A 23,574-nucleotide genomic window follows, 5' to 3' on the forward strand; every position below is an offset into this window, starting at 1 on the left:
CGCCTCGTTCAACAACCGGTGGTTGTGAAGAATCGGCGTGTCGATTGTTGGACAACTGCGCCAGCCCTCGGGTCGAATGCTCGGGTTCGCGAGTGAGCCTACAACCGAAGGGCGTGGTCGCCGATGCGGTCCTTCGTGCACCTCCACGTGCACACCGAGTACAGCATGCTCGACGGCGCCGCCAAGGTCGGCCTGCTGATGGACGAGGTGGCCCGGCAGGGAATGCCGGCGGTGGCGATGAGCGACCACGGCAACGTGCACGGCGCGTACGAGTTCCACCGGACGGCGGCCAAGGTGGGGATCAAGCCGATCATCGGCATCGAGAGCTACGTCGCGCCGGCCTCCCGGTACCACCGCGAGGCGGTGTACTACAGCGACGACCTCGCACTGCGCCGGTCCAACGACGAGACCGGGGCGGGCGGTGACGTCTCCGGGCGCGGCCTGTACACGCACATGACGATGTGGGCGCAGGACGCCGAGGGCCTGCGGAACCTGTTCCGGCTCCAGTCGCGCGCCTGGCTCGAAGGCCACGTGCAGAAGTACCCGCGGATGGACGACGAGCTGCTCGCCGAGCACGGCCGGGGCATCATCGCCACGACCGGCTGCCCCTCCGGCGCGGTGCAGACCCGGCTCCGGCTCGGCCAGTACGACGAGGCCGTCGCGACCGCCGCCACGTACCGGGACATCTTCGGCAAGGAGAACTACTTCCTGGAGCTGATGGACCACGGGCTCGCCATCGAGCGCCGGATCCGCGACGACCTGCTGCGGCTCGCGCGAGAACTGGACCTGCCGCCCCTGGCCACCAACGACTCCCACTACGTGACCGAGGACCAGGCCGAGGCGCACGACGCGCTCCTGTGCATCGGCACCGGCAAGCGCCTCGCCGACCAGAACCGGTTCCGCTTCTCCGGGAGCGGCTACTTCATCAAGACCGCCGAGGAGATGCGGGCGCTCTGGGACGCGGAGGTCCCCGGCGCGTGCGACAACACGCTCCTCATCGCCGAGCGCGTCGGCGACTACGGCGAGGTGTTCGCCCACCGGGACCTGATGCCGAAGTTCCCGGTCCCCGAGGGCGAGACCGAGTCGTCGTGGCTGCGGAAGGAGACCCTGGCGGGGGCGCGGCGCCGTTACGAGGGCGAGCCGCCGCGCGAGACCCTGGAGCGCATCGACTACGAGCTGTCCGTGATCGACGACATGGGCTTCCCCGGCTACTTCCTCGTCGTCGCCGACATCTGCCGGTACGCCCGCGCGAACGGCATCGGTCTGGGCCCGGGCCGCGGGTCCGCGACCGGGTCGATGGTCGCCTACTGCACGGGCATCACCGAGCTCGACCCGATCGAGCACAAGCTGATCTTCGAACGCTTCCTCAACCCCGAGCGCGTCACGATGCCCGACGTCGACCTGGACTTCGACGACCGCCGCCGCGACGAGATGATCGACTACGTCACCGCCAAGTACGGCGACGACCGGGTGTGCCAGATCGTCACCTTCGGCACGATCAAGGCGAAGGCCGCCGTGAAGGACGCCTGCCGCGTGCTGGGCTACCCGTACGCGCTCGGCGACCGGATCACCAAGGCGTTCCCGGCCGCGGTCGGCGGCAAGGAGATCCCGCTGTCCGCCATCCAGGACGAGGCTCATCCCCGCCACGGCGAGGCCGCCGAGCTGCGGAAGATGTACGAGGAGGAGCCCGACGTCAAACGCGTCGTCGACACCGCCATGGGGGTCGAGGGCCTGACCCGCGGCACCGGCATCCACGCGGCGGGCGTGATCCTGTCGTCCGCGCCGCTGGTCGACGTGCTGCCGCTGGTGAAGCCGAAGCAGGACGGTCCGGTCATCACCGGGTTCCCGTTCACGCAGGCCGAGGAGATGGGCCTGCTCAAGATGGACTTCCTGGGCCTGCGGAACCTCACCGTCATCGGCGACGCGATCGCGAACGTCAAGGCGAACAAGGGCATCGACATCGACATCCGCGAGGTGCCGCTCGACGACCCGACGACCTACGAACTGCTGGCGCGCGGCGACACGCTCGGGGTGTTCCAGCTCGACAGCGGCGGGATGCGGGTGCTGCTGCGGCTGATGCGGCCGACGGTGTTCACCGACATCGCCGCGGTCAACGCCCTGTACCGGCCGGGGCCGATGGAGATGAACGCCCACACCAACTACGCGCTCCGCAAGACCGGGAAGCAGAAGGTCGAGCCGATCCACCCGGAGCTGGAGGAGGTGCTCGAACCGATCCTGGGCGACACCTACCACCTGGTGGTCTTCCAGGAGCAGGTCATGGCGATCGCCCAGCGGCTCGCCGGGTACTCCCTCGGCGGCGCCGACATGCTGCGCCGCGCGATGGGCAAGAAGAAAAAAGAGGTGCTGGACGCCGAGTGGGGCAGGTTCTCCGCCGGCATGAGGGAGCGCGGCTTCTCCGACGAGGCGATCAAGGCCGTCTGGGACGTGCTCGTGCCGTTCTCCGGGTACGGCTTCAACAAGTCCCACACCGCCGGGTACGGCGTCGTTTCCTACTGGACGGCCTACCTCAAGGCGAACCACCCCGCCGAGTACCTCGCCGCGCTGCTCACCTCGGTCGGCGACGACAAGGACAAGATGGCCGTCTACCTGTCGGACTGCCGCCGCCTCGGCATCAAGGTGCTGCCGCCGGACGTCAACGAGAGCGAGCTGAACTTCGCCGCCGTGGGGAAGGACATCCGCTTCGGCCTCGGTGCCGTCCGTAACGTCGGCGCGGGCGTCGTCGAGGCGATCGTGCGCGCCCGCCGCGCGAAGGGCGGCTACACCTCCTTCGACGACTTCCTGGCCAAGGTCCCGCCGGCCGTGTGCAACAAGCGTGTGATCGAGTCGCTGGCCAAGGCCGGCGCGTTCGACGGCCTCGGCCACCGGCGCAAGGCCCTCGTCATGGTGCACGAGCAGGCCATCGACGCGATCATCGACGTCAAGCGGAACGAGGCGAGCGGCCAGGACTCCCTCTTCGGTGCGTTCGACGAGACCGGTGACGACTCCGCCGCCGTGTTCTCGGTCGCGGTCCCGGACGCGGAATGGGACAAGAGCACTCTGCTGGCCTTCGAGCGGGAGATGCTCGGCCTGTACGTCTCGTCCCACCCTCTCGACGGCGCCGAGCGCGTTCTGGCGGCCCACCGCGACACCACGATCGCCGAGCTCCTGGCCGCCGGCCGTACGGACGGCCACGTACGGGTGGCCGGGATCATCTCGGGCCTGCAGCGCAAGGTCACCAAGCAGGGCAGTGCGTGGGCGATCGTCACGCTCGAGGACCACGACGCCGCGGTGGAGTGCCTGATCTTCCCCAAGACCCACGCCCTGTACGGCGAGGCGCTGGCCGAGGACCGCGTGGTCTCCGTACGGGGCCGGATCAACGTGCGCGACGAGACGGTGAGCGTCTACGGGGAGGAGATCTCCGTCCTGGACGTCTCCGCGGCCGGCACCGAGCCGCCGGTGGTCATCTCGGTCGAAGAGGCCCGGCTGAACGCGCGGCTCGTCGAGGAGTTCCGGCGCATTCTCGCCACCCATCCGGGCCGGGCGCCGGTCCACATGCGCGTACACCGGCACGGCGCGAAGAGCGTGCTGGTGGACCTGCCGTTCCAGATCATCCCGGAACCGGCGTTCTACGGCGACGTCAAGGCGCTGCTCGGCGCGGACGCGATCGGCGGGTCATGATCGGCGTCTGCCCGCGCTGTCGCGTCGGCGAAGTCCTCGCGATCCTGCGTCTCCCCCACACCTGGACGAACGCGTCCGGAGGCCGGGTCCGCGGTGTCAGCGAGGTCCTTCTGTGCGCCCGCTGCGACGCGGACGATCCCGTCACCCGGCACTTCCCCGCCCACGGGCCCGTACGGCCGCAGGACGCCGACCGGCTCGCACGCGACCTGCTCCGCCGGCTCGCCCGGGCACGCCCGCCGAAACCGGACGAGGACGCGCTGAAGGCCGAGACCGAGGCCTGGTACCGCGGCGACCTGTGACCTCACGCCTCCGGCGCGTCCTCGCACAGCGCCAGCTGGTCGTACACGACCAGGGCGATGCGCGTGGGGTCGTCCGGCGGGTGAACCCGCAACGTGTGATGGGGGTTCGGCTCGTCGTCGACGATGACGACCGTTTCGATCCCGGTGGGCAGGTCGGCGGGCCAGTCGACCTCATCGGTGGGCTCCGTGACGAGGACCCGGGCGAGCCTCCCCCGCAGTCCCGTCTGGCCGTGGCGCAACGGCGTGCGGCGTCCTCGCTCGTCTGCCATTCCCGAATCTTACGGGCAGCATTGGAGAGTGCTACTATCCAATATTGGATAGTAGCACTCACCAACACGAGGAGAGCGTCGTGCCGACACTTCGCTGGGCGGTCCCGGACCCGCCCCCGCCGGACACGCAGGTGTACGTCATGGCCTCGCGGTTCGAGATCCGTTCCCGCGGGGACGTCCTGCGGTTCTTCCTGAAGTCGCTGTCCGCCTGGCGCCAGGTGCGGTCGGCGCCGGGGGCGCTGGGCGCGTCTCTCATCGCCCAGCCGTCGAAGCGCACGTTCTACACCCTGTCCTGGTGGGTGAACCGCGACGCGCTCTACTCCTACGCGCGCACGGAACCGCACCGCGGCATCATGACCGCGCTGCGCTCCACCATGCGAAGCTCGGCCTTCACCTTCTGGGAGGCGCCGGCGGACCGGCTGCCGATCCCCTGGGAGGAGGCCCACCGCCACCTCGCCGACCAGGCGCGGGCCGGCGCCCGCGCCGAACGGACGTGAGCACCGCGCGTTCCGGCCGTACGGAACGCGCGTCCCGGGCGCGGACCATGACGGAGACGTTCGGGCCGCGCCGGGTGGTCCGTCCCTCCCCCTGACAGGAGCCACACGGATGACGCAGGTGTCCCGGACCGCACCGGTTCTCCTCGTCCCCCTCCTCTGCCTCACCGCCTGCGCGGGGGCCGGGCCGACCGGCCGTCCGCCGGCGCCGGCCCGGCCGGCGAACGGAGCCGCCGCGAGCCGCACGATCTGCCTGAGCCTCACGGCCCGGGCGGGCAGGCTGACCGGCACGTTCACCGGCGCGGCCAAGCCCACCACCGAAATGAGCGTCGACGACCGGTCGGGCGGCCAGGTGTCGAAGAACCTGGACGGCGGGACCGTCACGGTCCCGCTCACGTCCGCGGACTACAACGCGACGTTCCAGGTCAGGACGGACGGGCAGATCGCGGGTGACATCAGTTTGACACTGGGCGAGGAGGACCGCGCCGTACGGATCTGCGCCTACGGCGACGGGACGAACGTCACGTCGGAAAGCGGGAGTGCCGTGTTCGGCGGGGTGGCCCAGCCCGTACTCCTGGGCGTCAGCAGCCAGTATCCCACCCAGGTCCCGCTGGACGGGTCCGGGAACGCCCGGCTGGCGTTCCCCGCTCAGAGGCCGGCGGTCGAGGGCGACGCCGCCCAGCTGATGGTCCGCGCGGACGGCGGGGACGCCGTCGCCGCGAATATCTATTTCGACGCCTTCGCGACCGGGGCGTGAGGTGGCGGCACCCGGATCTCCGCACCGGTCGCGGCCCGGACGGCGGCGGGCGTGATGCCGGGGGCGCACTCGACGAGTGTGGGCCCGCCGGGAGTCACGTCGATGACGCCGAGGTCGGTGATGATCCGGTCGACGCAGGCCGCGCCGGTGAGCGGGAGCGTGCAGGTCTCCACGATCTTGGGCGCGCCCGACCGGGCGCGGTGTTCCATCACGACGATGACCCGCCGGGCGCCGTGCACCAGGTCCATGGCGCCGCCCATGCCCTTGACCATCGCGCCGGGGATCATCCAGTTGGCCAGGTCGCCGCGGGCCGACACCTGCATGCCGCCGAGGACGGCCACGTCGATGTGGCCGCCGCGGATCATCCCGAAGGACAGCGCCGAGTCGAAGAACGACGCGCCCGGCACGACCGTGACCGTCTCCTTGCCCGCGTTGATCAGGTCCGGGTCGACCTCGTCCTCGGCCGGGTACGGCCCGAGGCCGAGCAGGCCGTTCTCCGACTGGAGCGTCACCCGGACGCCGGGCGGGAGGTGGTTCGGCACCCGGGTGGGCAGGCCGATGCCGAGGTTGACGTAGTCGCCGTCACGCAGTTCGGCGGCGGCGCGCGCGGCCATCTGGTCCCTGGTCCACCCGGTCATCGGCGCACCGTCCGCTTCTCGATTCGCTTGTCGGCCGCCTGGGCCGGGGACAGCTCGACGACACGGTCGACGAAGACGCCGGGCAGGTGCACGTCGGCCGGGTCGAGGGCGTCCACGAGGTGTTCGGCCTCGACGACGGTGACCCGCCCCGCCATCGCGCACAGCGGGTTGAAGTTGCGCGCCGTCGCGGCGAACCTCAGGTTGCCGTGCCGGTCGGCGACCGCGGCGTGCACCAGCGCGTAGTCGCAGGTGATCGCCTCTTCCAGGACGTAACGCCGGCCGTCGAAGACGCGCGTCTCCTTGGCGGGCGAGGCCACCTGGACGTCGCCCGCCGCGTCGTACCGCCAGGGCAGCCCGCCGTCGGCGACCTGCGTGCCGACGCCCGCCGGGGTGTAGAAGGCCGGGATGCCGGTGCCGCCGGCGCGCAGCCGTTCGGCGAGCGTGCCCTGCGGGGTCAGTTCGAGTTCGATCTCGCCGCCGAGGTACTGCCGCTCGAACTCCTTGTTCTCCCCCACGTACGAGCTGATCGCGCGGGAGATCCGGCCGGCGGCGAGCAGCAGCCCGAGGCCGGCGCCGTCCACGCCGCAGTTGTTGGACACCACGGACAGGCCGCTCGCCCCCTGCGCCAGCAGCGCCTCCAAGAGCACGCCGGGAACACCGCACAGGCCGAAGCCACCGACGGCGAGTGAGGCGCCGTCGGCGATGTCCGCGACGCTCTCCTCGGCCGAGCAGACGGTCACGGCGCTCACGCCATCGCCTCCTTCGCCCACGCGACGGCCTCGTCCCAGCCGCCGCGCTCGGCCAATCGGCGGCGGCCGAGGCCCAGCAGGCGCGGAGCGTCGACGGTGAGCACGGCCTCCAGCCGCTCGGCGCGGCCGAACAGCGCCAGCGCGCGGTTCCCGTTCTGCGCCGTCCACACGGTGGAGTCCGGCGCGGCGTGCCCGCAGAACTGGACCTTGTGCTCGAACAGGTCGGACCAGAAGTAGGGCGGGGTGGCCCAGCCCCGGCTGTCGCCGGTCGCGATGGCCCGGGCGACCAGGGCCGCCTGGTCGCGCGCGCTGGTCCACTGCTCGACGCGCTGGTGCCGGCCGGTCAGTTCGTTGCGCCAGCGGGCGACGTCGCCGACCGCCCAGACGCCGGGCACGGACGTACGGCCGTGGGCGTCGCAGACCACTCCGTCGCTCACCTCGACGCCGCTGCCGGAGAGCCAGCCGGTGTTCGGCACCGCTCCGGCGCCGACGACCACGAGGTCCGCCGGGACCACCGAGCCGTCCTCCAGCCGGACCCCCTCCGGGCACGTCTCGGCCACGGCCGCGCCGAACCGCAGGTCGGCGCCCCGCGCCAGGTGAGGCCGGACGCACAGCGCGCCGGCCCGCGGGCCGAGCACGCGCGTCAGCGGGCCCGGTTCGCGCTCCAGCACGGTGACGTTCCAGCCGCGGTCGACCGCCGCGGCGGCCACCTCCAGCCCGATGAAGCCGGCGCCGAGCACCACCAGCCTGCCGGGGTCGGCCAGCGCCGTCCGGAGCCGGCGGGCGTCGTCGTGGTCGCGCAGGTGGTGGACGCGGGGACCGTCGATGCCCGGCAGGCGCCGGGCCCGCGCCCCGGTGGCGATCACCAGGTGGTCCGCGGTGGCGAGGTCGTCCTCGTCGAGCACCACGCCGTGCGGGCCGGTGACGAGGCCGGTGGCGCGGCGGCCCAGAGACAGCTCCACGCCGGCCTCGTCGTACCACGATCGCGGGCGCAGCGGCGGTGGCTCGTCGGGCGCGTCCGCCCGGAGCAGCGCCTTGGACAGCGGCGGCCGGTCGTAGGGCAGCCGGTTCTCGGCGCCGAACAGCCGGATCGGGCCGGAGTAGCCGTGCTCGCGCAGGCTCTCGGCCACGCTCACCCCGGCCACCGAGGCGCCCACGATGATCACGCCCGGCACGGATCAGTCCTCCACGCTGATCGCGGCGACCGGGCAGGAACGCGCCGCCTCGCGGATCTCGCCGGGGTCGCCCTCCGTACGGAGGAGCACGGCCTTGCCGGTGACGTCGTCGATGTCGAAGGCGTCCGGTGCCGCGGCGACGCAGTTGGCGTAGCCCTGGCAGCGTGCCGGATCCATGGTGATCTTCATTGTCATGCCTTTCATGCCAGGTCCAGGGCGATGTACTTCTCCTCCAGGAACTCCCGGATGCCCTCGGCGGCGCCCTCGCGTCCCAGGCCGCTCTGCTTGGCTCCCCCGAACGGCGCGGCCGGATCGGAGGCCACGCCGCGGTTGAGCGCGACCATGCCCGACTCCAGGCGTTCGGCCACGGCGATGCCCCGCGCGAGGTCCCCGGTGTAGACGTAGGAGATGAGCCCGAGCTCGGTGTCGTTGGCCCACGCGACGGGATCGTCCTGCGGGCCGAAGGCGATGACGGGAGCGACCGGGCCGAAGATCTCCGACGCCGCGACGTCGTCGCCGTGCCGTACGCCCGACAGCACGGTGGCGGGGTAGAAGGCGCCGGGCCCGGGCGGGACGGTGCCGCCGACGCTTACCGTGGCGCCCTGCTCCACGGCGCGGGCGACCCGCGCGGCGACCTTGTCGCGTTCGGCGACCGACACCAGGGAGCCGAGCGTGTTGCCCGGGTCGGTGCCGGGCCCGAGCGTGAGGGCGTCCATGGCGGCGGCGAACGCGCTCACGAACTCCTCGTGCACCGCCTCGGCGACGTAGAACCGGTTGGCGGCGGTGCAGGCGGCGCCTCCGTTGCGCATCTTGGCGACCATCGCGCCCGCGACCGCGGCCTCGACGTCGGCGTCCTCGAAGACGATGAACGGCGCGTTGCCGCCGAGCTCCATCGAGCAGCTCAGCACCTGGTCCGCCGCCTCGCGCAGGAGCACCCGGCCGACCTCGGTGGAGCCGGTGAAGGAGAGCTTGCGCACCGCCGGGTGGCGCAGCATGGCCCGTACGGCGGCGGCGGGCGGGTCCGGCACCACGACGTTCACGACGCCGGGCGGGACTCCCGCGCGTTCGAGCAGGTCGGCGAGGTAGAGCGCGGTGAGGGGCGTCTCGGCGGCCGGTTTGAGCACGACCGTGCACCCCGCGGCGAGGGCCGGGCCGATCTTGCGGGTGGCCATCGCGGCCGGGAAGTTCCACGGGGTGATCAGCACGCTCACGCCCATGGCCTGGTGCGTGACCAGGATGCGCTTGTCGCCGTTCGGCGCGGTGCGGAAGTCGCCGCCGACGCGTACGGCCTCCTCGGAGAACCAGCGGAAGAACTCGGCCGCGTAGTCCGCCTCGGACAGCGCGTCCGCCCACACCTTGCCGTTCTCGCGGACGATCAGTTCGGCGATCTGGTCGCGTTCGCGGACCATCAGCTCGAACGCGCCGCGCAGCACCTCGGCGCGGGCCCGGGGCGGTGTGGCGCGCCAGCCCGGCAGCGCCCCGGCGGCGGCCTCGACCGCCTCGAGGCAGTCGTCGGCGGTGGCGGAGGCGATCTCCGCGATGGCCTCGCCGGTCGCGGGATCGTCCACCCGGACGGTGGACCCGTCGCCCGACGGGCGCCAGCGTCCGCCGATGTAGGAGCCGGTGAACAGCTTCACGCTCAGTCCCTCTGTTGTAGTCGTGTCGTGGCTGGTCAGAAGGGCGGTGGCGTCCACAGACCGGGGTCCGGTCGGCCGACGAACGGCTCGGGACGGCGCACGCAGGCGGTGCCCCACTGGTCGGACTCCTCCGGGACGCGCTTCCAGACCCGGGGCACCCACGCCTCGAAGTCGGTGATCCGCTGCAGCGCGGTGGTGTACTCGGCGACGAAGCCGCTCTCATCGCAGAAGTAGGCGAAGGTGTTGTCGCCGGGCCCGTGCCGCCCGGGGCCCCAGACCAGGTCGCCGCCGGCGCGCATCATCGACCCGGTCGCGCGCAGGTACTCGTCCAGGCCGCGGGTCTCGTACGCGACGTGGTTGAGCGAGACGTGCGGACCGTAGGCGAACGCGAGGCAGTGGTGGAAGTCCGTCGCGCTCTTGAGGAAGACCATGACGTCCTCCAGGTAGTCCGTGACGGCGAACCCGAGCGTGTCGGCGTACCAGCGGGTGATCGCGGACAGATCGGGGCTGTTGAGCACGACGTGCGACAGGCCGGTGGGCACGTGCTCGCGCTCGGCCACCTCGCGGGCCGTGCGCTCGGCGACCCCGGCCGCGATCTCCAGCGTGCGCCCGTCGGGGTCGTGGAACCGCAGGCCGTAGCCGCCTCCCGCCGTGCCGAGGAGCGCGGGGCCCGAGACGATCGGGACGCCCCGGGCGATCAGGCGCTCGGCGTACCAGTCCACGTCGCGGGCGGCCGGCACGGCGAACGAGACGACGTCGACGCGGTCGTCGTCCGCCTTGCGCAGGCGAAGGGCGTACGGGTCGGTCGAGCCGGGCGCCGCGAGGTAGGAGACCCCGCTCTCGGCGTCCTCCTGCACCAGGCCCCACAGGTCTTGGTAGAAACCGGTCTGCCGGTCGAAGGCCCGCACGCCCAGCCCGACGTAACGGATGTGGGTGATCCTGCATTCGCTCATGTCTCTCCTCCGTTCGGGACATAGCCGAGGTCGTGGGCGTAGACGTCGGTGCGCCGGTCGCGTACCGGGCTGCCGACCGCGCGGTCGCGCGCCCGGGCCGGCTCCTCCAGGTCGATCGCGGCGAGGGCCAGGCCGTCGCCCTCGGCGTCCAGCGGGCCGGCCACCGCGAGCCCGTACGGGTCCGCGACGAGCGAGCGGCCGAGGAACGTGTGCGGTGCCTGCTCCCCCCACTGGTCGGCGCACACCACGGCGACCTGGTTGAGGTTGGCCTGGACGAGGACGCCGTCCACCTGCGACACCCGGGCGCCGTGGCGTGCGTGGTCGAAGCCGCGGACCCACGCGGTCGGGACGGCCACCACCTCGGCGCCGCGCACGGCGAGGATCCGCATCGCCTCGGGGAACCGCAGGTCGTAGCAGATCAGGACGCCCACCCGCAGCCCGTCCACGGCGAACACCGGAAGGCCGCGGTCGCCGGGGGCGAACACGTCGCGCTCGGCCCCGAAGAGGTGCAGCTTGCGGTAGACGCCCGCGAACGCTCCGGACCGGTCGATCACGGCGGCGGAGTTGAAGAGCCGATCGCCGTCGCGTTCGGCGAACCCGGCGACGACGGTCACGCCGTGCCGGGCGGCCTCGGCCGACCAGGCCCGCAGGCAGGCCCCCGGCGCCGCGGTGCTCTCCGCCAGATCCGCCAGCGCCGTGCGGTCGAGCACGTATCCGGTGCTCAGCAGCTCGGGCAGGACCACGAGCCCGGCCCCCGCACGGGCCGCGGAGGCGATGGCCGCGGCCCCGGCCGCCGCGTTGGCGGCCGGGTCGAGCGGGGCGGCGGCGAGCTGGACGCCCGCCGCCCCCAGCGTGGTCACGACTTCGGGCAGGGCAGCTCCCGGCCGGCCACGGCGTCGACCACCTCGTTCTTGCCGAGGTCGGTGAAGGCCATGATCCGGCAGGGGCAGCCCTCGCCGCCCTCGATCTTCCACGGGAACGCGCCGATGACCACCCGCTGGTCCAGGACGGCGTCCAGGTCGCCGCCGACGTTCTCGGCGTGGATGCACCCGCCGGGGAACGCCAGGTAGTGCATGGGGAACAGGTCCTCCTTGACCTGCCGGCCCGACAGGTGGTGGACGTACTCGTACTCGCCGAAGTACTCCAGCGCCGACATCCCGACGTGCTCCTCGAACCGCTTGGTCAGGTCCGGGCGCATGTGGCGGATCGTGGTGTTGATCGGGTGGTCGCCGGAGCCGGCGTCAATGCCCCACCAGCGGATCTCCATGTCGAGCATCCACTTGGCCAGCTCGACGCCGCCGCCCGGGTGCATGCCGAAGTAGCGCACCAGGTCCTGCTTGGGCCCGCCCGTGTAGTACTGGTGGAAGCCGGTGTGGATGATGATGATGTCGCCCTTTTTCACCTCGACCTTCGAGGTGATGTGCTCGGGCTTGATCACGTCCCAGTCGCCGACCTGGTCGGAGACGTCCACGACGACACCCTCGTGGAGCAGCTTGTCGAGGGGCAGCGAGGCCATGTCGGCGCCGCCGTCGGCGGCGTGCATCGGCCCGTCCAGGTGCGTCCCGGTGTGCAGCGAGGTCTCGATGCGCTGGGAGACGATGCGGTTCGTCTGCAGGGTCTGGGTGTAGTAGATCTTGCAGCCGGGGTAGCCGACCCAGCCGGGCGTGTGGATGCCCCACGGGTGGGTCAGGTCGACGACGTTCATCGAAATATCTCCTTGGGTGCTTCAGCGCATGACGCGCAGGCTCGCGACGGACGGGATCTCCCGTCCGCTCCGCCGCTCACGCGCCGCGTGGACGAGGTGCAGCGCCAGGACGAGGTCCTGCTCGACGCTGCCGATGGACTTGAAGAGGGACATGCCGGGGTCACCGGGCGACGCGTCCAGGTACGCCCCGAGCAGGACCGCGCCGGCCGGGTCCCAGCCGAGCTCCTTGGCCTCGACGCAGTCGCCGGACTCGTGGGCGGCGTCCGGGGTGTCGATGACGACCTCGCCCGCGGCGAGGAAGACCTCGCCCTTCGCCTCGCGGTGGACCGGCATCGTGGAGCCGATGAGCCCGAGCCACCCGACGCCACCGACCTGCTCGGCGGTGAGGAACGGCGTGTGGTGCGAGCTGGTGGCGACGTAGACCGCGTCGTGGTCGCGGGTGGCCTCCGGCGAGGTGCCGACGGCGGTGGCGTCCAGGCCGAGCTCGGCGCGGGCACGCTCGGCGAACCGGCGTCGGTTCGCCTCGGTCGGGCTGAACACGTCCACCGACGCGACGTTCAGCGCGCCGGCGAGCGCGCGCAGCCCCTCCCACGCCTCCTCCCCCGAGCCGACCACGCCCAGCCGTACGGGCCGGTCGCCGAGGCGGTGCCGGGCGGCGACCGCGGCGGTGGAGGACGTACGGAGCGAGGTGATGCGGCGTCCGTCGACGATGGCGATGGGCTCGCCGGTGGACTCGCGGAACAGGTGCACGTGGTACCGCACGTGGTCGCCGACCCGGTGGAACTGCTTGTAGCCGATGACGTCCAGCGAGGAGACGACGCCGACGAGGATGCGCGTCCACGCCTTCGGGCCGTTCACCTGCACCCGCCCGGTGACGACGGCGCCGGCGCGTGCGGCCTCCTCCGCGGCGCGCAGGCCCAGCTCCACCGACGCCAGCGCGTCCACGTCGCCGCCGTCCAGCAGCAGGACGGTCTCGGTCGCGGCGCTCACCGGGGGTTCCGTCCGGCGTAGAACAGCTCGTCGTCGTCGGCGGTGACCGGCAGCCCGGCGGCGACCGCGGCCGAACGCAGCGTGGCCATCTGCGCCGCGCTGACCCTCATGTGCGGCTGCCGGATCGGGCCGCCGTTGTAGCCCATCAGCCAGCCCTGGTACTTCCAGTGCATGCGCGGCACCAGGCCGCTGCCCGCCACCAGCGGCGTGCAGACGGCGGCGTTGGCCTTGCGGACCGGGTGCAGCCGCCAGTACAGCTCCATGCCCTCGTCCCAGGTGGCCTTGTCGGACAGCAGGCGCAGCATCCGCGGCACGGCCGGGCCCATGCACTCGTAGTTCGAGGTGCCCATGAACCGCATGCCGTAGTTCGCGATCCAGGCCGGCGCGTTGAACTCCAGCGGGTCGGTGACCACCACCCGGTCGCGCAGCGCCTCGAAGACCGCGGCGATGCCGCCGACGCCGGGGCCGCCCACCTCGTTCTTGATCGCGACGACGCCGGGGATCTCCTCCACCATGCGGGTCAGCAGCGAGAGCGGGAACCCGGCGGCGTGCAGCCGCCCGAAGTTCCACTGGTCCATCGCGAAGATGATCACGCCGAGGTCGGAGGCGTCCGCGACGGCCTTGGTGAAGTGGAAGACATCGTCGACCGACGGCGGGTTGAAGTACAGCGGGTAGGACGGCATCACCAGGTCCACGCCCGCGGTCGCCGCGTGCTCGACGGACGCGAGCGTGTCGGCGAGCGTCGGCTGCGACGCCTGGAGGATCGTGACGAGATCGTCGCCGGCCTCGTCCGCGACGATCTCCACGAACCGGCGCATCTCCTCCTGCGTGGTGCCGGACTCCGACACCAGCAGGACGGCGGACATGCCGTGTTCCTTCTCGATCCGCACGTCGTGCCGGATCGCCTCCTCGTTCAGGCCGGCGAGGTCGGCGGTGAACGTGGGCTGGACGCAGCCCGCGCACCCGGTGAGCGAGTCGAGCGCCCACTCGCGCGCCTCGCCCGGCGCGTACCTGGCCATCACTTGCTCTCCTTCTCTCCGGGTACTTCGGGGCCGAGCGGGGTCTCCAGGCCCTGCCCGACCGTCAGCGGATCGGACCAGGTCAGAGCCTCCAGGGCGAGCGCGTCGAGGCGGATGACGTACGCCTCGTTGCCCAGCGACCGGATCTCCAGCCGCTCGCCGTTGCGCGTCGCCACCTTCCGTACGGCGACGGCCGCGAACTCGTTCGCGACGATCAGGCCGTTCTCGTCGCTCACAGCAGGACCCTCGGCTGGGGGAAATCGATCACGGTCTGGTCGAGAACGGCGTGGCGGCGGGCCAGCAGGAGCCCCGCCGGGGTGCGCCGGAGCGTGTCGAACCGCTCGGCCGTGACGTACCGGGGCTGGTCGGACTGCCGGCGGCCCATGAGCAGGACGTTGGAGCGCACCAGCAACTCGTCCGGGTCACCGCTCTCGCGCGCCCGTACGTTGGTGACGAAGTGCCGGAACTGCGGCGGCGGGTTCTCGCCCCAGGCGAACTCGTGCATGTCCGCCTCCAGCCGCCGGAACCACAGGTGCCGGATCGACTCCTTGGACTCGTCCAGCAGCAGCGCCTCGGGGTCGTGGTGCGGGGCGAACGGGCTGTCCGGCGTGACGGGTACGGGCACCGTGTAGACGAAGTCGTCGGTGACGACGTCGAGCCACTCGGCGTACCGCCGGTCGTCGATCAGCTCGGCCTCCAGGGCGAGGAACAGCGCGGCCTCGGCCTGGACCTCAGGCGACGCAAGCGTTGTCTCGGTCATGCCATGAGCTCCTGCCAGCGGCCGTGGAAGGCGCGGATGGTCTTCTCGGTGCGGTCGCCGTCGGCGACGTCGCCCGGCCAGCCCGCCTCCTGCGGCGTCGGCGGGTGGTGCCGGCCACCGTCCAGCACGATCGGCAGGTCCGCGGCCACGTCGCCGGCGGCGGCCTCGGTGATGCCCACGAAGTTCTCGGTGTCGTCCACCTCGAACATCCCGGCCGGTCCGTTGGTGCGCAGGTACGCCAGGCGTGACAGGCGCAGCCACCCGGCGTCGGCGTGCCGCGGCTGGAGCAGGAACCACAGCTGCTCGGTCATCGCCGGGCCGAGCGGGTACCGCAGCGTGACGCGGATGTAGCGGGCGTGGTCGCCCTGCTTGTCGACGTTGGTCTTGAAGTTCTCCAGGAACGACATGTTGGGAAAGATCGATCCGTGCCCGACCGACAGGCACGACTGCGCCTCGCGCTGCGGCTCGGACAGGTTGCGGTCGAACTCGTCCCACATCTCGCGCGGGTAGCCGAAGTAGGCGGGCGCGTCGACGGTGAGCGGCATCCGCTGGATCCGCATGGTGTGCCCGTTCCCGCAGTGGACGGTCCGCCCGGTGAAGCGCGGCCCGGCCACGGCCGCCATCCGCGCGAGGTCGTCCTGTGACGCGAACAGCCCGAGCTCGACCGCGCTCTGGTGGGTGACGAACGTGTGGTAGCCGTCGCCCGACAGGTTCTCCCCCTCGGGCTTCCAGTTGGCCCGCACCATCGTGCGTACGGGCGGGCCCACCACCTCCAGGCCCTGGTCGAACTTGCCGAAGACCGTGTGCAGGTACCAGCGCATGGGGCCGAGGTAGTCCTCCAGCGCCGGCGCGTCCGGGTCCCACGTGGCGAACACCAGGCCGTACACGGAGTCCACGCGCGCGGCCTGGAAGAGGCCGAGTTCGTTCTTGTCGATCCCGCCCTTCCCGTACACGTCGCGCTGGAAGGTGACCCCTCGCAGCTCGCCCGTGTTGGCGTACGTCCAGCCGTGGTAACTGCACCGGAAGTGCGACGTGTTGCCGCGGTCCGCCCGGCAGAGCGGCACACCGCGGTGCCGGCACGTGTTGAGCAGGACGCGCACCTGTCCGGTCTCGTCCCGCGTCACGATGACCGAGTCACGACCGATCCGGCGGGTCACGTAGTCGCCGGGCTCGGGGATCTCGCTGTCGTGCGCCACGAACTGCCAGCACGTCCTGAAGATCCGTGCCAGCTCCCGCTTGTGCACGTCCCCGTCGGCCCAGACGCGCCGCGGCACCGTGACGTCCCTGTCGACATCGGCCACCGGTTCACCTCCCTCGTCGAAGTGGCTGGTTGAGAGTATTTGTCTTCTGTAATACAAAAGTCAAGTGACCGGCACTGGTTCTGTATGACAGAGATTCACGGAGGAGCCGATGACCCACGGACGCGTCCCCTGGTACGACCCGGCGGCACTGGACCCCGAGCGCCGCGCCGTCCACGACGAGATCGCGGGCGGCCCACGGGCGGCGGGCCCGCAGGCGTTCCGCCTGACCGATGCGCGCGGGCGCCTGGAGGGGCCGTTCAACGCGATGCTGACCGCGCCGGGCGTCGGCGGACCGCTCCAGCGCCTCGGCTCGGCGATCCGGTACGCCACGGACCTGCCGGCGCGCTGGCGCGAGATCGCGATCCTGGAGGTCGCGGTCGTGCGGCGCAGCGACTTCGAGTGGTACGCCCACGAGCGCGTCGGCCGCGCCGCCGGGCTGACCGATGAGGAGCTGGCCGCGCTGAGGTCCGGCGGGGAGGCCCCGAGCCTGTCATCCGCCGAACGGACGGTCCGGTGCGTCTGCCGTGCGCTGCTGAGCCTGCGCGACCTGGACGACGAGCTGTACGAGCGGGCGACCGCCGACCTGGGACTGGAGCGGCTCTATGAGTTGCTCGTCCTGGTGGGCTACTACGACCTGCTGGCGTTGTCACTGCGCACGTTCCGTACGCCCCTGCCCGCCGGGGAGCCGCCGATCTTCGCATGAGCGTGCCGTCCGGTGCGGACACCGAACGGCACGCTTGCTCGAAAGGAACTCAGACTCAGGAGGGGCGCTGTCCCGGCCTGGCGACGACGCCCACCGCGGTCCGTAGCCGCTCGGTCTGCAACGTCCCCTTCTTCACGACGGTCTTCGGCTCGCCTTCCGACTCGAGTGTCTGGTCCCTGATCGTGATCACCCGGTCCCCCAGGAAGGCGTAGGTCTTCGGGTCGAGAAGCACTTCCTTGTGATCCACGCCGATCTCCAGTCCGACAGCGATCGCCGGCCGCCCGGCCGCGTCGACCCTGCCCTTGATCAACGTCACGTGCGGGATCTTCTTGATCGCCTGGAAGATCGCCGCTTCTTCTCGGGGAGGCTGGACGGTCTGCGCCAAGATCTCGACCAGAGTGTCGTACGCCATCTCATAGCCGCCTGTGCGCCCGCCGACCTTCCGCAGCAGCGCGTCGGGGTCGGTGGGCAGGGGAGCATAGGAGAACGGGCGCTGCGGCTTCGTGGCCGCGGGTCCGACAGACAGCCTGCCGTTCGTGATGCCGGCGCTCTGTTCGCCGTCGGCCCGCCACCAGGTCTCCTCGACCCTGGTCCTGTACGGGCCGCCGGTGACCACTCCGCCCGGGCCCGTACCTGTGGTGTGCGACATCTTCGTGTAGATCCACTGATGGCTTCGCAGCGGCGTGAAGTGCCGGTGCTCGGCGGCCGCGGAGGCCCGGTCCAGGACGTTCGCCGCCAGAGCGACCGACCCGACCTGACCACCCGGGGGTGACGAGTGAGAATCCCGGCTCCCACCGGAGGTCTGCACGACGACCACGCCGGCCGCCACGACCGTTGCCAGTGCCCCAGCGGCGATAAGTGCGCCCGCCCGGGGCAGTCGGAATCGGCGGCGTGGCCGCACCGGCTCCGGGGGACGTCCCGCGGCCCTGGTCATCAGAGCCGCCCGAGCCTGCATCCGCGCGGTGGGCGACGGCGTCTTGGGCTCGCCCCAAGCCTCGCGCAGGGTGTCCAGGTCATCCATCATGCGTCCTCTCCGATGGTCGTGGGGTCGATGCCGCCCAGCGCGGCGCGTATCTTCCTGCGGGCCCGGTGCAGCCGCGATCGGGCCGTGCCGGAAGGGATGTCCAGAGCCCGCCCGGCCTCCTCCCCGGTCATCCCGGCCCAGGCGACGAGCAGCAGCACGTCCCGGTCACCCTGAGGAATCGCGGCCAGCGCCCTCGCGAGCCGCCCTCGGCTGGACTGGGCGTCGACGCGCCCCAGAGCCTGGTCCGCGGGCCCGTCGACGGTGCCGGGCGGACCGACCCGGGTCAGGGCCCGGTAGTGGCGGGTCTCGGCTCGGTGGTGACGGGAGATGAGGTTGGAGGCGATCCCGTACAGCCACGGCCTGGCGATCGAATGCGCCGCGTCATAGCGGTCTCTCCGGTCGAAGGCGATCAGGAAGGTCTCCGCCGCCACGTCGTCGGCCAGACTCGGCCCGAGCCGTCGCTCGACGTACCCGTACACCTCCGCGTAGTAACGATCGAAGATTTCGGCGAACCGCTCCGGTTCCCGCCCCGAAAGCCGAATGATCTCGGCATCGGTCGTTCCGGCCGTCGCATCGCCGCGTTCCCCTGTAACCTCCGCCGTTCCTGGCTCCGGTCGTCTCATGGGGTCCTTCCTCGGGTGGGTGGTCACTCTCCCTTCGCCAATACGGTGAGAAGTGTTCGCGGACGCCATCGTGGCGGAAACCGGTGAGAGGCTCGGCGCGTGGATGTACTCGACCTCTTGGCGGAGTTCGGCTCGACCGGCCGGGTCGGATCGCTTCACCTCGGCGCCGGCCTGCGAGAGCCGGTCGCGGTCTACGGGATGCCGTGGGACATCGGGCGGATCGACAAGCGGCACAGGTGGCCGCACCTGTACTCCTACGGCGATGTGGAGTTCGTGGTGTGCCGCTGTCGCATCGTCGCGTCCATCACGGTGCCGACCTGGCGCGGCACCGTGGAACTGCCCAGGTCGAGGATGGCCACGAGAGCCGTGACGCTGCCCGCGAAGGTGACCTACGGCCAGGTGACCGACGCTCTGACAGCCGCACGCTGCCCGTGGGAACCGCTCCCGGGGATACCGGGCCAGCGTGGCCTGCGCACCCGGCCTGGGCGCGAGCGCATCGACTTCACCTTCACGACCGACGCGGGCCCGGAGCCGCTTCTCCACGGTGCCGGAACCTGGTACCACTCCCACGAATGCATCTCGGCGGCCACAGCCGCGGACCGGTTCTCCGAGGATTTCCCCGACGAACGGCACGTCTGAGGGGCCTCCGAGTAGAGTCGCGTCGTGCCTGAGCTGGAGCGGCTGCGCGCCGACCATGCCCCGGCGGTCCTGGCCTTCGAGCTGGCGAACCGCGCCTACTTCGCCGCCTCGATCTCCGACCGCGGCGATGAGTTCTTCGACCGGTTCACCGACCGGTACGACGCCTTGCTGGCCGAGCAGGAGGCCGGCGTCGGCGCCTTCCATGTGCTCGTCGACGAGGACGGCTCGGTCCTGGGCCGGTTCAACCTGATCTTCGCGGACGACGGCACTGCCGAACTCGGCTACCGCGTCGCGCGGCACGTCACCGGCCGCGGCGTGGCGACCGCGACCGTACGGGAACTGTGCCGACTGGCAGCGGCGCGGTACGGCCTGCACACACTGAGGGCGGCCACCTCCCACGGCAATGTCGCGTCTCAGAAGGTGCTGGCCAAGGCCGGGTTCGTCCCCATCGGCCCGGCCGATCCGGCGGACATCGGCGGTAAGCCAGGCACCTGGTACCAGCGCGACCTGGCACTCCAGTAGCCGGGCCCACCCTGGCTACAGTGACTGGATGCGTGAAACGCCGGAAGAACTCAACGAGCTTCAGGTCCTGCTCGACGCCTCCCTGTCCCGGTCCACCGCCCACCTCCGCTCGATCATCAACGCCGAACGCACCCTGACCGCGGAGCAGCTCACGCAGGTCCTCACCGGCATGTGCACTCTCGCCCTGTCCACCGTGACGGCGAAGGGCGAGCCGCGGATCAGCGGCGCGGACGGGCATTTCCTGCACGGCAAGTGGCACTTCGGCACGGCGCGCGGCGCCGCCAAGGCCCGCCACCTCGCGACCCGCCCCGCGGCCAGCGTCGCCCACATGCGCGGCGAGGACCTGGGCGTGTTCACGCACGGCAACGTGGAGATCCTCAACCCCGAGGACGCCGAGCCGGCCGCGGACTGGCCGGACCTGCTCGCGTACTTCAAGGACTTCTACGGCGACGACGCCTTCGACTGGGACGACGACGTGGTCTTCTACCGGCTGCACCCGCACTGGATGACCGTCTTCGCCCCTGACCTCGCGAAGCTCACCGGCGAGAGCGTGTGACACGGCTGATCGATTGGCACCGCGTACGGATCGAGCTGGAGCCGTGTTTCACCTCGATGAAAAGCGCTGGCGCTCTTCGTCACAGGCCGATCAGGGCGGTGTGCATGTGGTCGTCCAGCTCGGCGACGAATGGCTCACCGTGCCATGGTCGCAGCGCGAGCCGCGCCGTCCGAAGCCGCTGGGCGGGCACCCGGCCGCGCGTCGCCGCTGTCAGCGTCACGCACTCGTGAAGATCCGTCGCCGCCGTCGCCGGCCCGCCTGGTTCCCCGGTGTGCAAAAGCGCCAGCGCCCGATCTGTTAACACGATCGCCCGCTGCACCGACTCACGCGGCCGGGTCAGCTCCGCCGCAGCCGCCGACAACTGCCGTTCCGCCTCGGCGGCCTCACCGAGGAAGATGCCGCATACTCCCATGAACCCATGCAACCGGCCGGCGGAGAACACCCGCGGCATCGGATCTCCGGAGGTGTCGCGGTCAACGTCGTGGTACGCCAGGTGCAGTGCCGTCCGGGCCCGCCGTTCCGCAGGTGGTGCCCCGCGTGCGGCGATCTCCGCTTGGAGGGCGTGTGCTCGCGCCCGCATCAGCGCGCTTTTACCGCGGCGAGCGTCGGCGACGGCCGCGTCCGCGATCCGGTGGGCGGCAGCGATGTCGCCCGTGGCGTAGTAGGTGACCATCGTCTGACTCGTTCGGATCAGTGCGCGCCGCTCCGGAAACGCCGGGTCGGCGGCCCGCACGGCCTGCCGGTACAGGGCGAGCGCCGCACGTCATCGTGGGTTCGAACGCGAGGCGCGCAGCCAGCGCGAACGCCTCCGCCGCGACTCGCCTCAACGCCCCCGCGACCGGGGCCGGGACAGGACCGGCGAGCAGATGACGGCACGCTTCGGTGATCGCTGCCTGGGCGAGATGCAGCCGGACGAACGGAATGGTTCCGATCTGCCGGTCGACGGCGACGGACGCGACGCCGAGTGCGTCGAGGACGGAGTGGTCCAGCGTCGCCGGATCGGCAGAGCGCGGCCGTCAACGCCCCACGCAACGACGGGTTGAGGAAGGCCAGCAGGTGTCCGCCGCTCCCGGTGACCGACGCGGTGACGGTCGAGGCCAGTTCGTCAATGGCGGCCTTCTCGACGCCGTATCCCGCATACGCGTCGAGCAGCTCGGCCATATCGGAGCCGGGGCCGAGCGCGACGTCTCCGGCCGGGGTGCGCGTGTAGACGTACGCGAGCAGCAGCCGATACTGCTCGTCCGGAACGGCCGCCCCGGCTTCCCAACGGGCGATGGCACGTCGCACGCTGGCCTGCTGCGCGGACGCGATCCGGTCGATGCGCAGCCTCCGCGCGGTTTCCCGCAGCGCAGTGGCGAGAGCGGACCACGACATGCCACGCGCGACACGCAGTCGTTGCAGCGTCGCGGCTGCGTTGTCCCTGCCGACAGTCACTCTCGCAGTACACCACTGACATCTCAGACGGGCAGCACCATCCGCGGTTTGTCCAGCTTCGCGGCGTAATCGAGGGTGTAGTAGGTACCGCCGGTGGTGGTTCCCGCTCGTGGGAAGCCGATGACCATTCCCGACCGGTCGACCATCCACCGGTTCCGCGCGTGATAGCCCGGCGTCGCCAACGGGCCGCCGAGCTCGACCACTTCATCGAGCCGGTCGGCGTCCTTCGCAGCAGCGATGGCCTGGCGTGCGTCTTCGGGTTGGTCGGCCAGCCGAGCCGGTACGGCGACCGTCAGGTGTACGCGGGTCTCCCGCGTCAGCCACAGCAGAGCCAAGCTGTCGATGCCTTTCGCGCCGCCCAGATAGAACCGGACGCCGTCAAGGGCGAACGGGGCGAGGTACTCCTCGAACAGATGCCGGTATTCCTCGAACGGGCGATGCTCCGTTGACCGTGTCCCAGTGATCGTCACGGCGCGCGGCATGACGTCCCTTCCCGTGTCACCAGATGTCATCTCCTGCCGACCGCGACCGCCCGATTCACTGATCCGCATGACCGCGTTGACAGCGCTGGACCAGCTTGCCAGCTCCCTTACCGCCCGTGGACCGGCCGCCGCTTCCCTGCTGGGGGTGGCCAGTGAGTAGCGCGACTGTCGGTTCTCAAGATCATCCGATGCACCGAGCGAGTGAGATCGGGCGGTTAGTTCTTGGAACCGTGGCCGACCGGAGGTGGCGATCGCTGCCGGCCGTGCCCGAATCGGTGGCGCAGGCACGTCGGTTCACCGAAGGCGTCCTCGCCGAGGTGGCCGCGACCGACGCCGACCACCTCGACGATGTTGTCCTGGTGGTGTCGGAGCTGATCACCAACGCCGTCCGCGAGGTCGCCAGGATGAAGCGCGCGCAAGACGATGGCAGACCGGTTCATCTCGGCCTTGCCGTCCGCCCCCGCTGGACCCACATCTCCGCAGTCGACACGGCACCGGACCTGCCCAGAGAGACCGGCCACGGGCCACTTCCGATCTCGGGCCGGGGCATCCCGATCATCCGCCACCTCGCGGCCATGACCTGGGTCGAGCGGGCCGATGAGCACAAGACGATCCACGTGGTCGTGGCCCGCACCGGCGTGGAGCTGACGCCCGAGGAGGGAAAGTCACTCAAGCCCTGAGCCGTTATCGCGCCCGGCGATGGCCGTGCCGGACGTCCCGCTTCTAATACTCGACTGGATCGGCTCTCCCCCATGTCATCTGCCATTCCTGACTTCGATGATCTGCTCACGCCGCGTGAGGCGGCCGCGTTGCTGGGCGTACGGACCACCACGCTCGCCCGGTGGGCGCGGGACGGGATCATCAAGCCTTCCCTCCATACGCCTGGCGGTCATCGCCGCTACCGGCGCGGCGAGGTGCTGGCCCTGCGGACCGCGAACACCACCGAGCGGCAGATCGGGGAGGATGCGGCCCGGCTGTACGACCAGGGCTGGTCGATCCGCCGGGTTGCGGCCGAGTTCGGCGTGAGCTACGGCATGATGCGCCGGATTCTCATCGAACAGACGGCGTTGCGGGATCGTGGCGGATGGTTGTGATGAGGCGGTCTCCACCTGTTGCGGACGGCGCTTGCCGCGGATCGCCCCATTCGGCACCCGGATGGGGCGATCC

28 protein-coding genes are annotated in these 23,574 nt (G+C 71.2%); 10 read left to right on the forward strand and 18 right to left on the reverse strand.

What is annotated here, in order from left to right; translation table 11 throughout:
* The first annotated feature begins 123 nt into the window (after positions 1-123).
* Together dnaE and OG417_RS48620 are read left to right on the forward strand one after the other, a co-directional pair.
* Entirely contained in the window at positions 124-3,678 is a 3,555-nt protein-coding gene (gene dnaE / locus OG417_RS48615; protein WP_329244887.1) for a DNA polymerase III subunit alpha, read from the forward strand.
* On the forward strand, positions 3,675-3,977 hold the full coding sequence (locus OG417_RS48620) for a DUF6300 family protein (RefSeq protein ID WP_329244891.1): 303 nt from the start codon (positions 3,675-3,677) through the stop codon (positions 3,975-3,977). The genes dnaE and OG417_RS48620 overlap by 4 nt, the downstream gene beginning before the upstream one ends.
* Before the next feature lie 2 nt (positions 3,978-3,979).
* Here OG417_RS48620 and OG417_RS48625 read toward each other — a convergent pair whose 3' ends face one another.
* On the reverse strand, positions 3,980-4,246 hold the full coding sequence (locus OG417_RS48625) for a DUF7161 family protein (RefSeq protein ID WP_329244894.1): 267 nt from the start codon (positions 4,244-4,246) through the stop codon (positions 3,980-3,982).
* A gap of 80 nt (positions 4,247-4,326) precedes the next feature.
* Between OG417_RS48625 and OG417_RS48630 the strand changes: the two genes are divergently transcribed.
* Both OG417_RS48630 and OG417_RS48635 read left to right on the forward strand, forming a co-directional pair.
* A complete protein-coding gene (locus tag OG417_RS48630; protein WP_329244895.1) occupies positions 4,327-4,743 on the forward strand; it encodes a hypothetical protein in 417 nt (138 codons plus the stop codon).
* A 109-nt stretch (positions 4,744-4,852) separates the two neighbouring features.
* Positions 4,853-5,497 carry a hypothetical protein gene (locus OG417_RS48635; RefSeq protein ID WP_329244897.1) on the forward strand — a complete coding sequence of 215 codons (645 nt, stop codon included), beginning with the start codon at positions 4,853-4,855 and terminating at the stop codon, positions 5,495-5,497.
* Here OG417_RS48635 and OG417_RS48640 read toward each other — a convergent pair.
* The 13 genes from OG417_RS48640 to OG417_RS48700 are packed head-to-tail and all read right to left on the reverse strand — an operon-like array spanning position 5,467 to position 16,424.
* Complete coding sequence (locus OG417_RS48640; RefSeq protein WP_329244900.1) at positions 5,467-6,135, reverse strand: CoA transferase subunit B; 669 nt, start codon at positions 6,133-6,135, stop codon at positions 5,467-5,469. The genes OG417_RS48635 and OG417_RS48640 overlap by 31 nt on opposite strands.
* Positions 6,132-6,884: a CoA transferase subunit A gene (locus OG417_RS48645; protein ID WP_329244902.1), complete on the reverse strand. Its 753-nt coding sequence runs from the start codon at positions 6,882-6,884 to the stop codon at positions 6,132-6,134. The genes OG417_RS48640 and OG417_RS48645 overlap by 4 nt, the downstream gene beginning before the upstream one ends.
* Positions 6,881-8,059, reverse strand: a complete 1,179-nt coding sequence (locus tag OG417_RS48650) for an NAD(P)/FAD-dependent oxidoreductase (RefSeq protein WP_329244904.1) — start codon at positions 8,057-8,059, stop codon at positions 6,881-6,883. Before OG417_RS48650 ends, OG417_RS48645 begins: the two co-directional genes overlap by 4 nt.
* Before the next feature lie 3 nt (positions 8,060-8,062).
* Positions 8,063-8,254 carry a ferredoxin gene (locus OG417_RS48655; protein WP_329244907.1) on the reverse strand — a complete coding sequence of 64 codons (192 nt, stop codon included), beginning with the start codon at positions 8,252-8,254 and terminating at the stop codon, positions 8,063-8,065.
* Positions 8,255-8,259: 5 nt separating this feature from the next.
* A complete protein-coding gene (locus tag OG417_RS48660) occupies positions 8,260-9,696 on the reverse strand; it encodes an NAD-dependent succinate-semialdehyde dehydrogenase (protein WP_329244911.1) in 1,437 nt (478 codons plus the stop codon).
* 35 nt (positions 9,697-9,731) lie between these two features.
* The gene (locus OG417_RS48665) at positions 9,732-10,649 is read right to left on the reverse strand and encodes a VOC family protein (RefSeq protein WP_329244914.1); all 918 of its coding nucleotides are present in this window, start codon (positions 10,647-10,649) and stop codon (positions 9,732-9,734) included.
* Positions 10,646-11,509, reverse strand: coding sequence for a nitrilase-related carbon-nitrogen hydrolase (locus OG417_RS48670; RefSeq protein ID WP_329244917.1), 864 nt, complete (start codon positions 11,507-11,509; stop codon positions 10,646-10,648). Before OG417_RS48670 ends, OG417_RS48665 begins: the two co-directional genes overlap by 4 nt.
* Positions 11,506-12,354, reverse strand: coding sequence for a cyclase family protein (locus tag OG417_RS48675; RefSeq protein WP_329244920.1), 849 nt, complete (start codon positions 12,352-12,354; stop codon positions 11,506-11,508). The genes OG417_RS48670 and OG417_RS48675 overlap by 4 nt, the downstream gene beginning before the upstream one ends.
* 21 nt (positions 12,355-12,375) lie before the next feature.
* Positions 12,376-13,344 carry a hypothetical protein gene (locus OG417_RS48680; RefSeq protein WP_329244923.1) on the reverse strand — a complete coding sequence of 323 codons (969 nt, stop codon included), beginning with the start codon at positions 13,342-13,344 and terminating at the stop codon, positions 12,376-12,378.
* A complete protein-coding gene (locus OG417_RS48685) occupies positions 13,341-14,363 on the reverse strand; it encodes a dihydrodipicolinate synthase family protein (protein ID WP_329244926.1) in 1,023 nt (340 codons plus the stop codon). Before OG417_RS48685 ends, OG417_RS48680 begins: the two co-directional genes overlap by 4 nt.
* Positions 14,363-14,599, reverse strand: a complete 237-nt coding sequence (locus OG417_RS48690; protein ID WP_329244928.1) for a hypothetical protein — start codon at positions 14,597-14,599, stop codon at positions 14,363-14,365. Before OG417_RS48690 ends, OG417_RS48685 begins: the two co-directional genes overlap by 1 nt.
* Complete coding sequence (locus tag OG417_RS48695; protein WP_329244931.1) at positions 14,596-15,123, reverse strand: aromatic-ring-hydroxylating dioxygenase subunit beta; 528 nt, start codon at positions 15,121-15,123, stop codon at positions 14,596-14,598. Before OG417_RS48695 ends, OG417_RS48690 begins: the two co-directional genes overlap by 4 nt.
* Positions 15,120-16,424 carry an aromatic ring-hydroxylating oxygenase subunit alpha gene (locus OG417_RS48700; RefSeq protein WP_329244934.1) on the reverse strand — a complete coding sequence of 435 codons (1,305 nt, stop codon included), beginning with the start codon at positions 16,422-16,424 and terminating at the stop codon, positions 15,120-15,122. Before OG417_RS48700 ends, OG417_RS48695 begins: the two co-directional genes overlap by 4 nt.
* A 109-nt stretch (positions 16,425-16,533) precedes the next feature.
* Here OG417_RS48700 and OG417_RS48705 point away from each other — a divergent pair, with 109 nt between their 5' ends.
* Positions 16,534-17,127, forward strand: a complete 594-nt coding sequence (locus tag OG417_RS48705; protein ID WP_329244936.1) for a carboxymuconolactone decarboxylase family protein — start codon at positions 16,534-16,536, stop codon at positions 17,125-17,127.
* A 55-nt stretch (positions 17,128-17,182) separates the two neighbouring features.
* On the opposite strand, the gene OG417_RS48710 is transcribed toward OG417_RS48705, so the two are convergent.
* The gene (locus tag OG417_RS48710; protein WP_329244939.1) at positions 17,183-18,148 is read right to left on the reverse strand and encodes a CU044_5270 family protein; all 966 of its coding nucleotides are present in this window, start codon (positions 18,146-18,148) and stop codon (positions 17,183-17,185) included.
* The gene (locus tag OG417_RS48715; protein WP_329244942.1) at positions 18,148-18,774 is read right to left on the reverse strand and encodes an RNA polymerase sigma factor; all 627 of its coding nucleotides are present in this window, start codon (positions 18,772-18,774) and stop codon (positions 18,148-18,150) included. Before OG417_RS48715 ends, OG417_RS48710 begins: the two co-directional genes overlap by 1 nt.
* Before the next feature lie 99 nt (positions 18,775-18,873).
* Between OG417_RS48715 and OG417_RS48720 the strand changes: the two genes are divergently transcribed.
* From OG417_RS48720 to OG417_RS48730, 3 genes are read left to right on the forward strand one after another with little or no spacing between them, the layout of a single operon-like run.
* A complete protein-coding gene (locus OG417_RS48720) occupies positions 18,874-19,413 on the forward strand; it encodes a hypothetical protein (protein ID WP_329244945.1) in 540 nt (179 codons plus the stop codon).
* A gap of 24 nt (positions 19,414-19,437) precedes the next feature.
* Positions 19,438-19,935 (forward strand): GNAT family N-acetyltransferase, encoded by a 498-nt coding sequence (locus tag OG417_RS48725; protein WP_329244948.1) that lies wholly within the window; start codon positions 19,438-19,440, stop codon positions 19,933-19,935.
* Between the two features lie 28 nt (positions 19,936-19,963).
* A complete protein-coding gene (locus OG417_RS48730; RefSeq protein ID WP_329244951.1) occupies positions 19,964-20,491 on the forward strand; it encodes a pyridoxamine 5'-phosphate oxidase family protein in 528 nt (175 codons plus the stop codon).
* Between the two features lie 79 nt (positions 20,492-20,570).
* On the opposite strand, the gene OG417_RS48735 is transcribed toward OG417_RS48730, so the two are convergent.
* Positions 20,571-21,164, reverse strand: a complete 594-nt coding sequence (locus OG417_RS48735; protein WP_329244953.1) for a hypothetical protein — start codon at positions 21,162-21,164, stop codon at positions 20,571-20,573.
* Positions 21,165-21,948: 784 nt separating this feature from the next.
* Positions 21,949-22,407 carry a hypothetical protein gene (locus tag OG417_RS48740; RefSeq protein ID WP_329244958.1) on the reverse strand — a complete coding sequence of 153 codons (459 nt, stop codon included), beginning with the start codon at positions 22,405-22,407 and terminating at the stop codon, positions 21,949-21,951.
* A 188-nt stretch (positions 22,408-22,595) separates the two neighbouring features.
* On the opposite strand from OG417_RS48740, the gene OG417_RS48745 reads away from it, so the two are divergent.
* Complete coding sequence (locus tag OG417_RS48745; RefSeq protein ID WP_329244961.1) at positions 22,596-23,087, forward strand: ATP-binding protein; 492 nt, start codon at positions 22,596-22,598, stop codon at positions 23,085-23,087.
* Positions 23,088-23,159: 72 nt separating this feature from the next.
* A complete protein-coding gene (locus tag OG417_RS48750) occupies positions 23,160-23,501 on the forward strand; it encodes a helix-turn-helix domain-containing protein (protein ID WP_329244964.1) in 342 nt (113 codons plus the stop codon).
* Positions 23,502-23,574 lie beyond the last annotated feature (73 nt).

The organism is Actinoallomurus sp. NBC_01490, from assembly GCF_036227085.1.
In the GTDB taxonomy this organism is placed as follows: Bacteria; Actinomycetota; Actinomycetes; order Streptosporangiales; family Streptosporangiaceae; genus Actinoallomurus; species Actinoallomurus oryzae.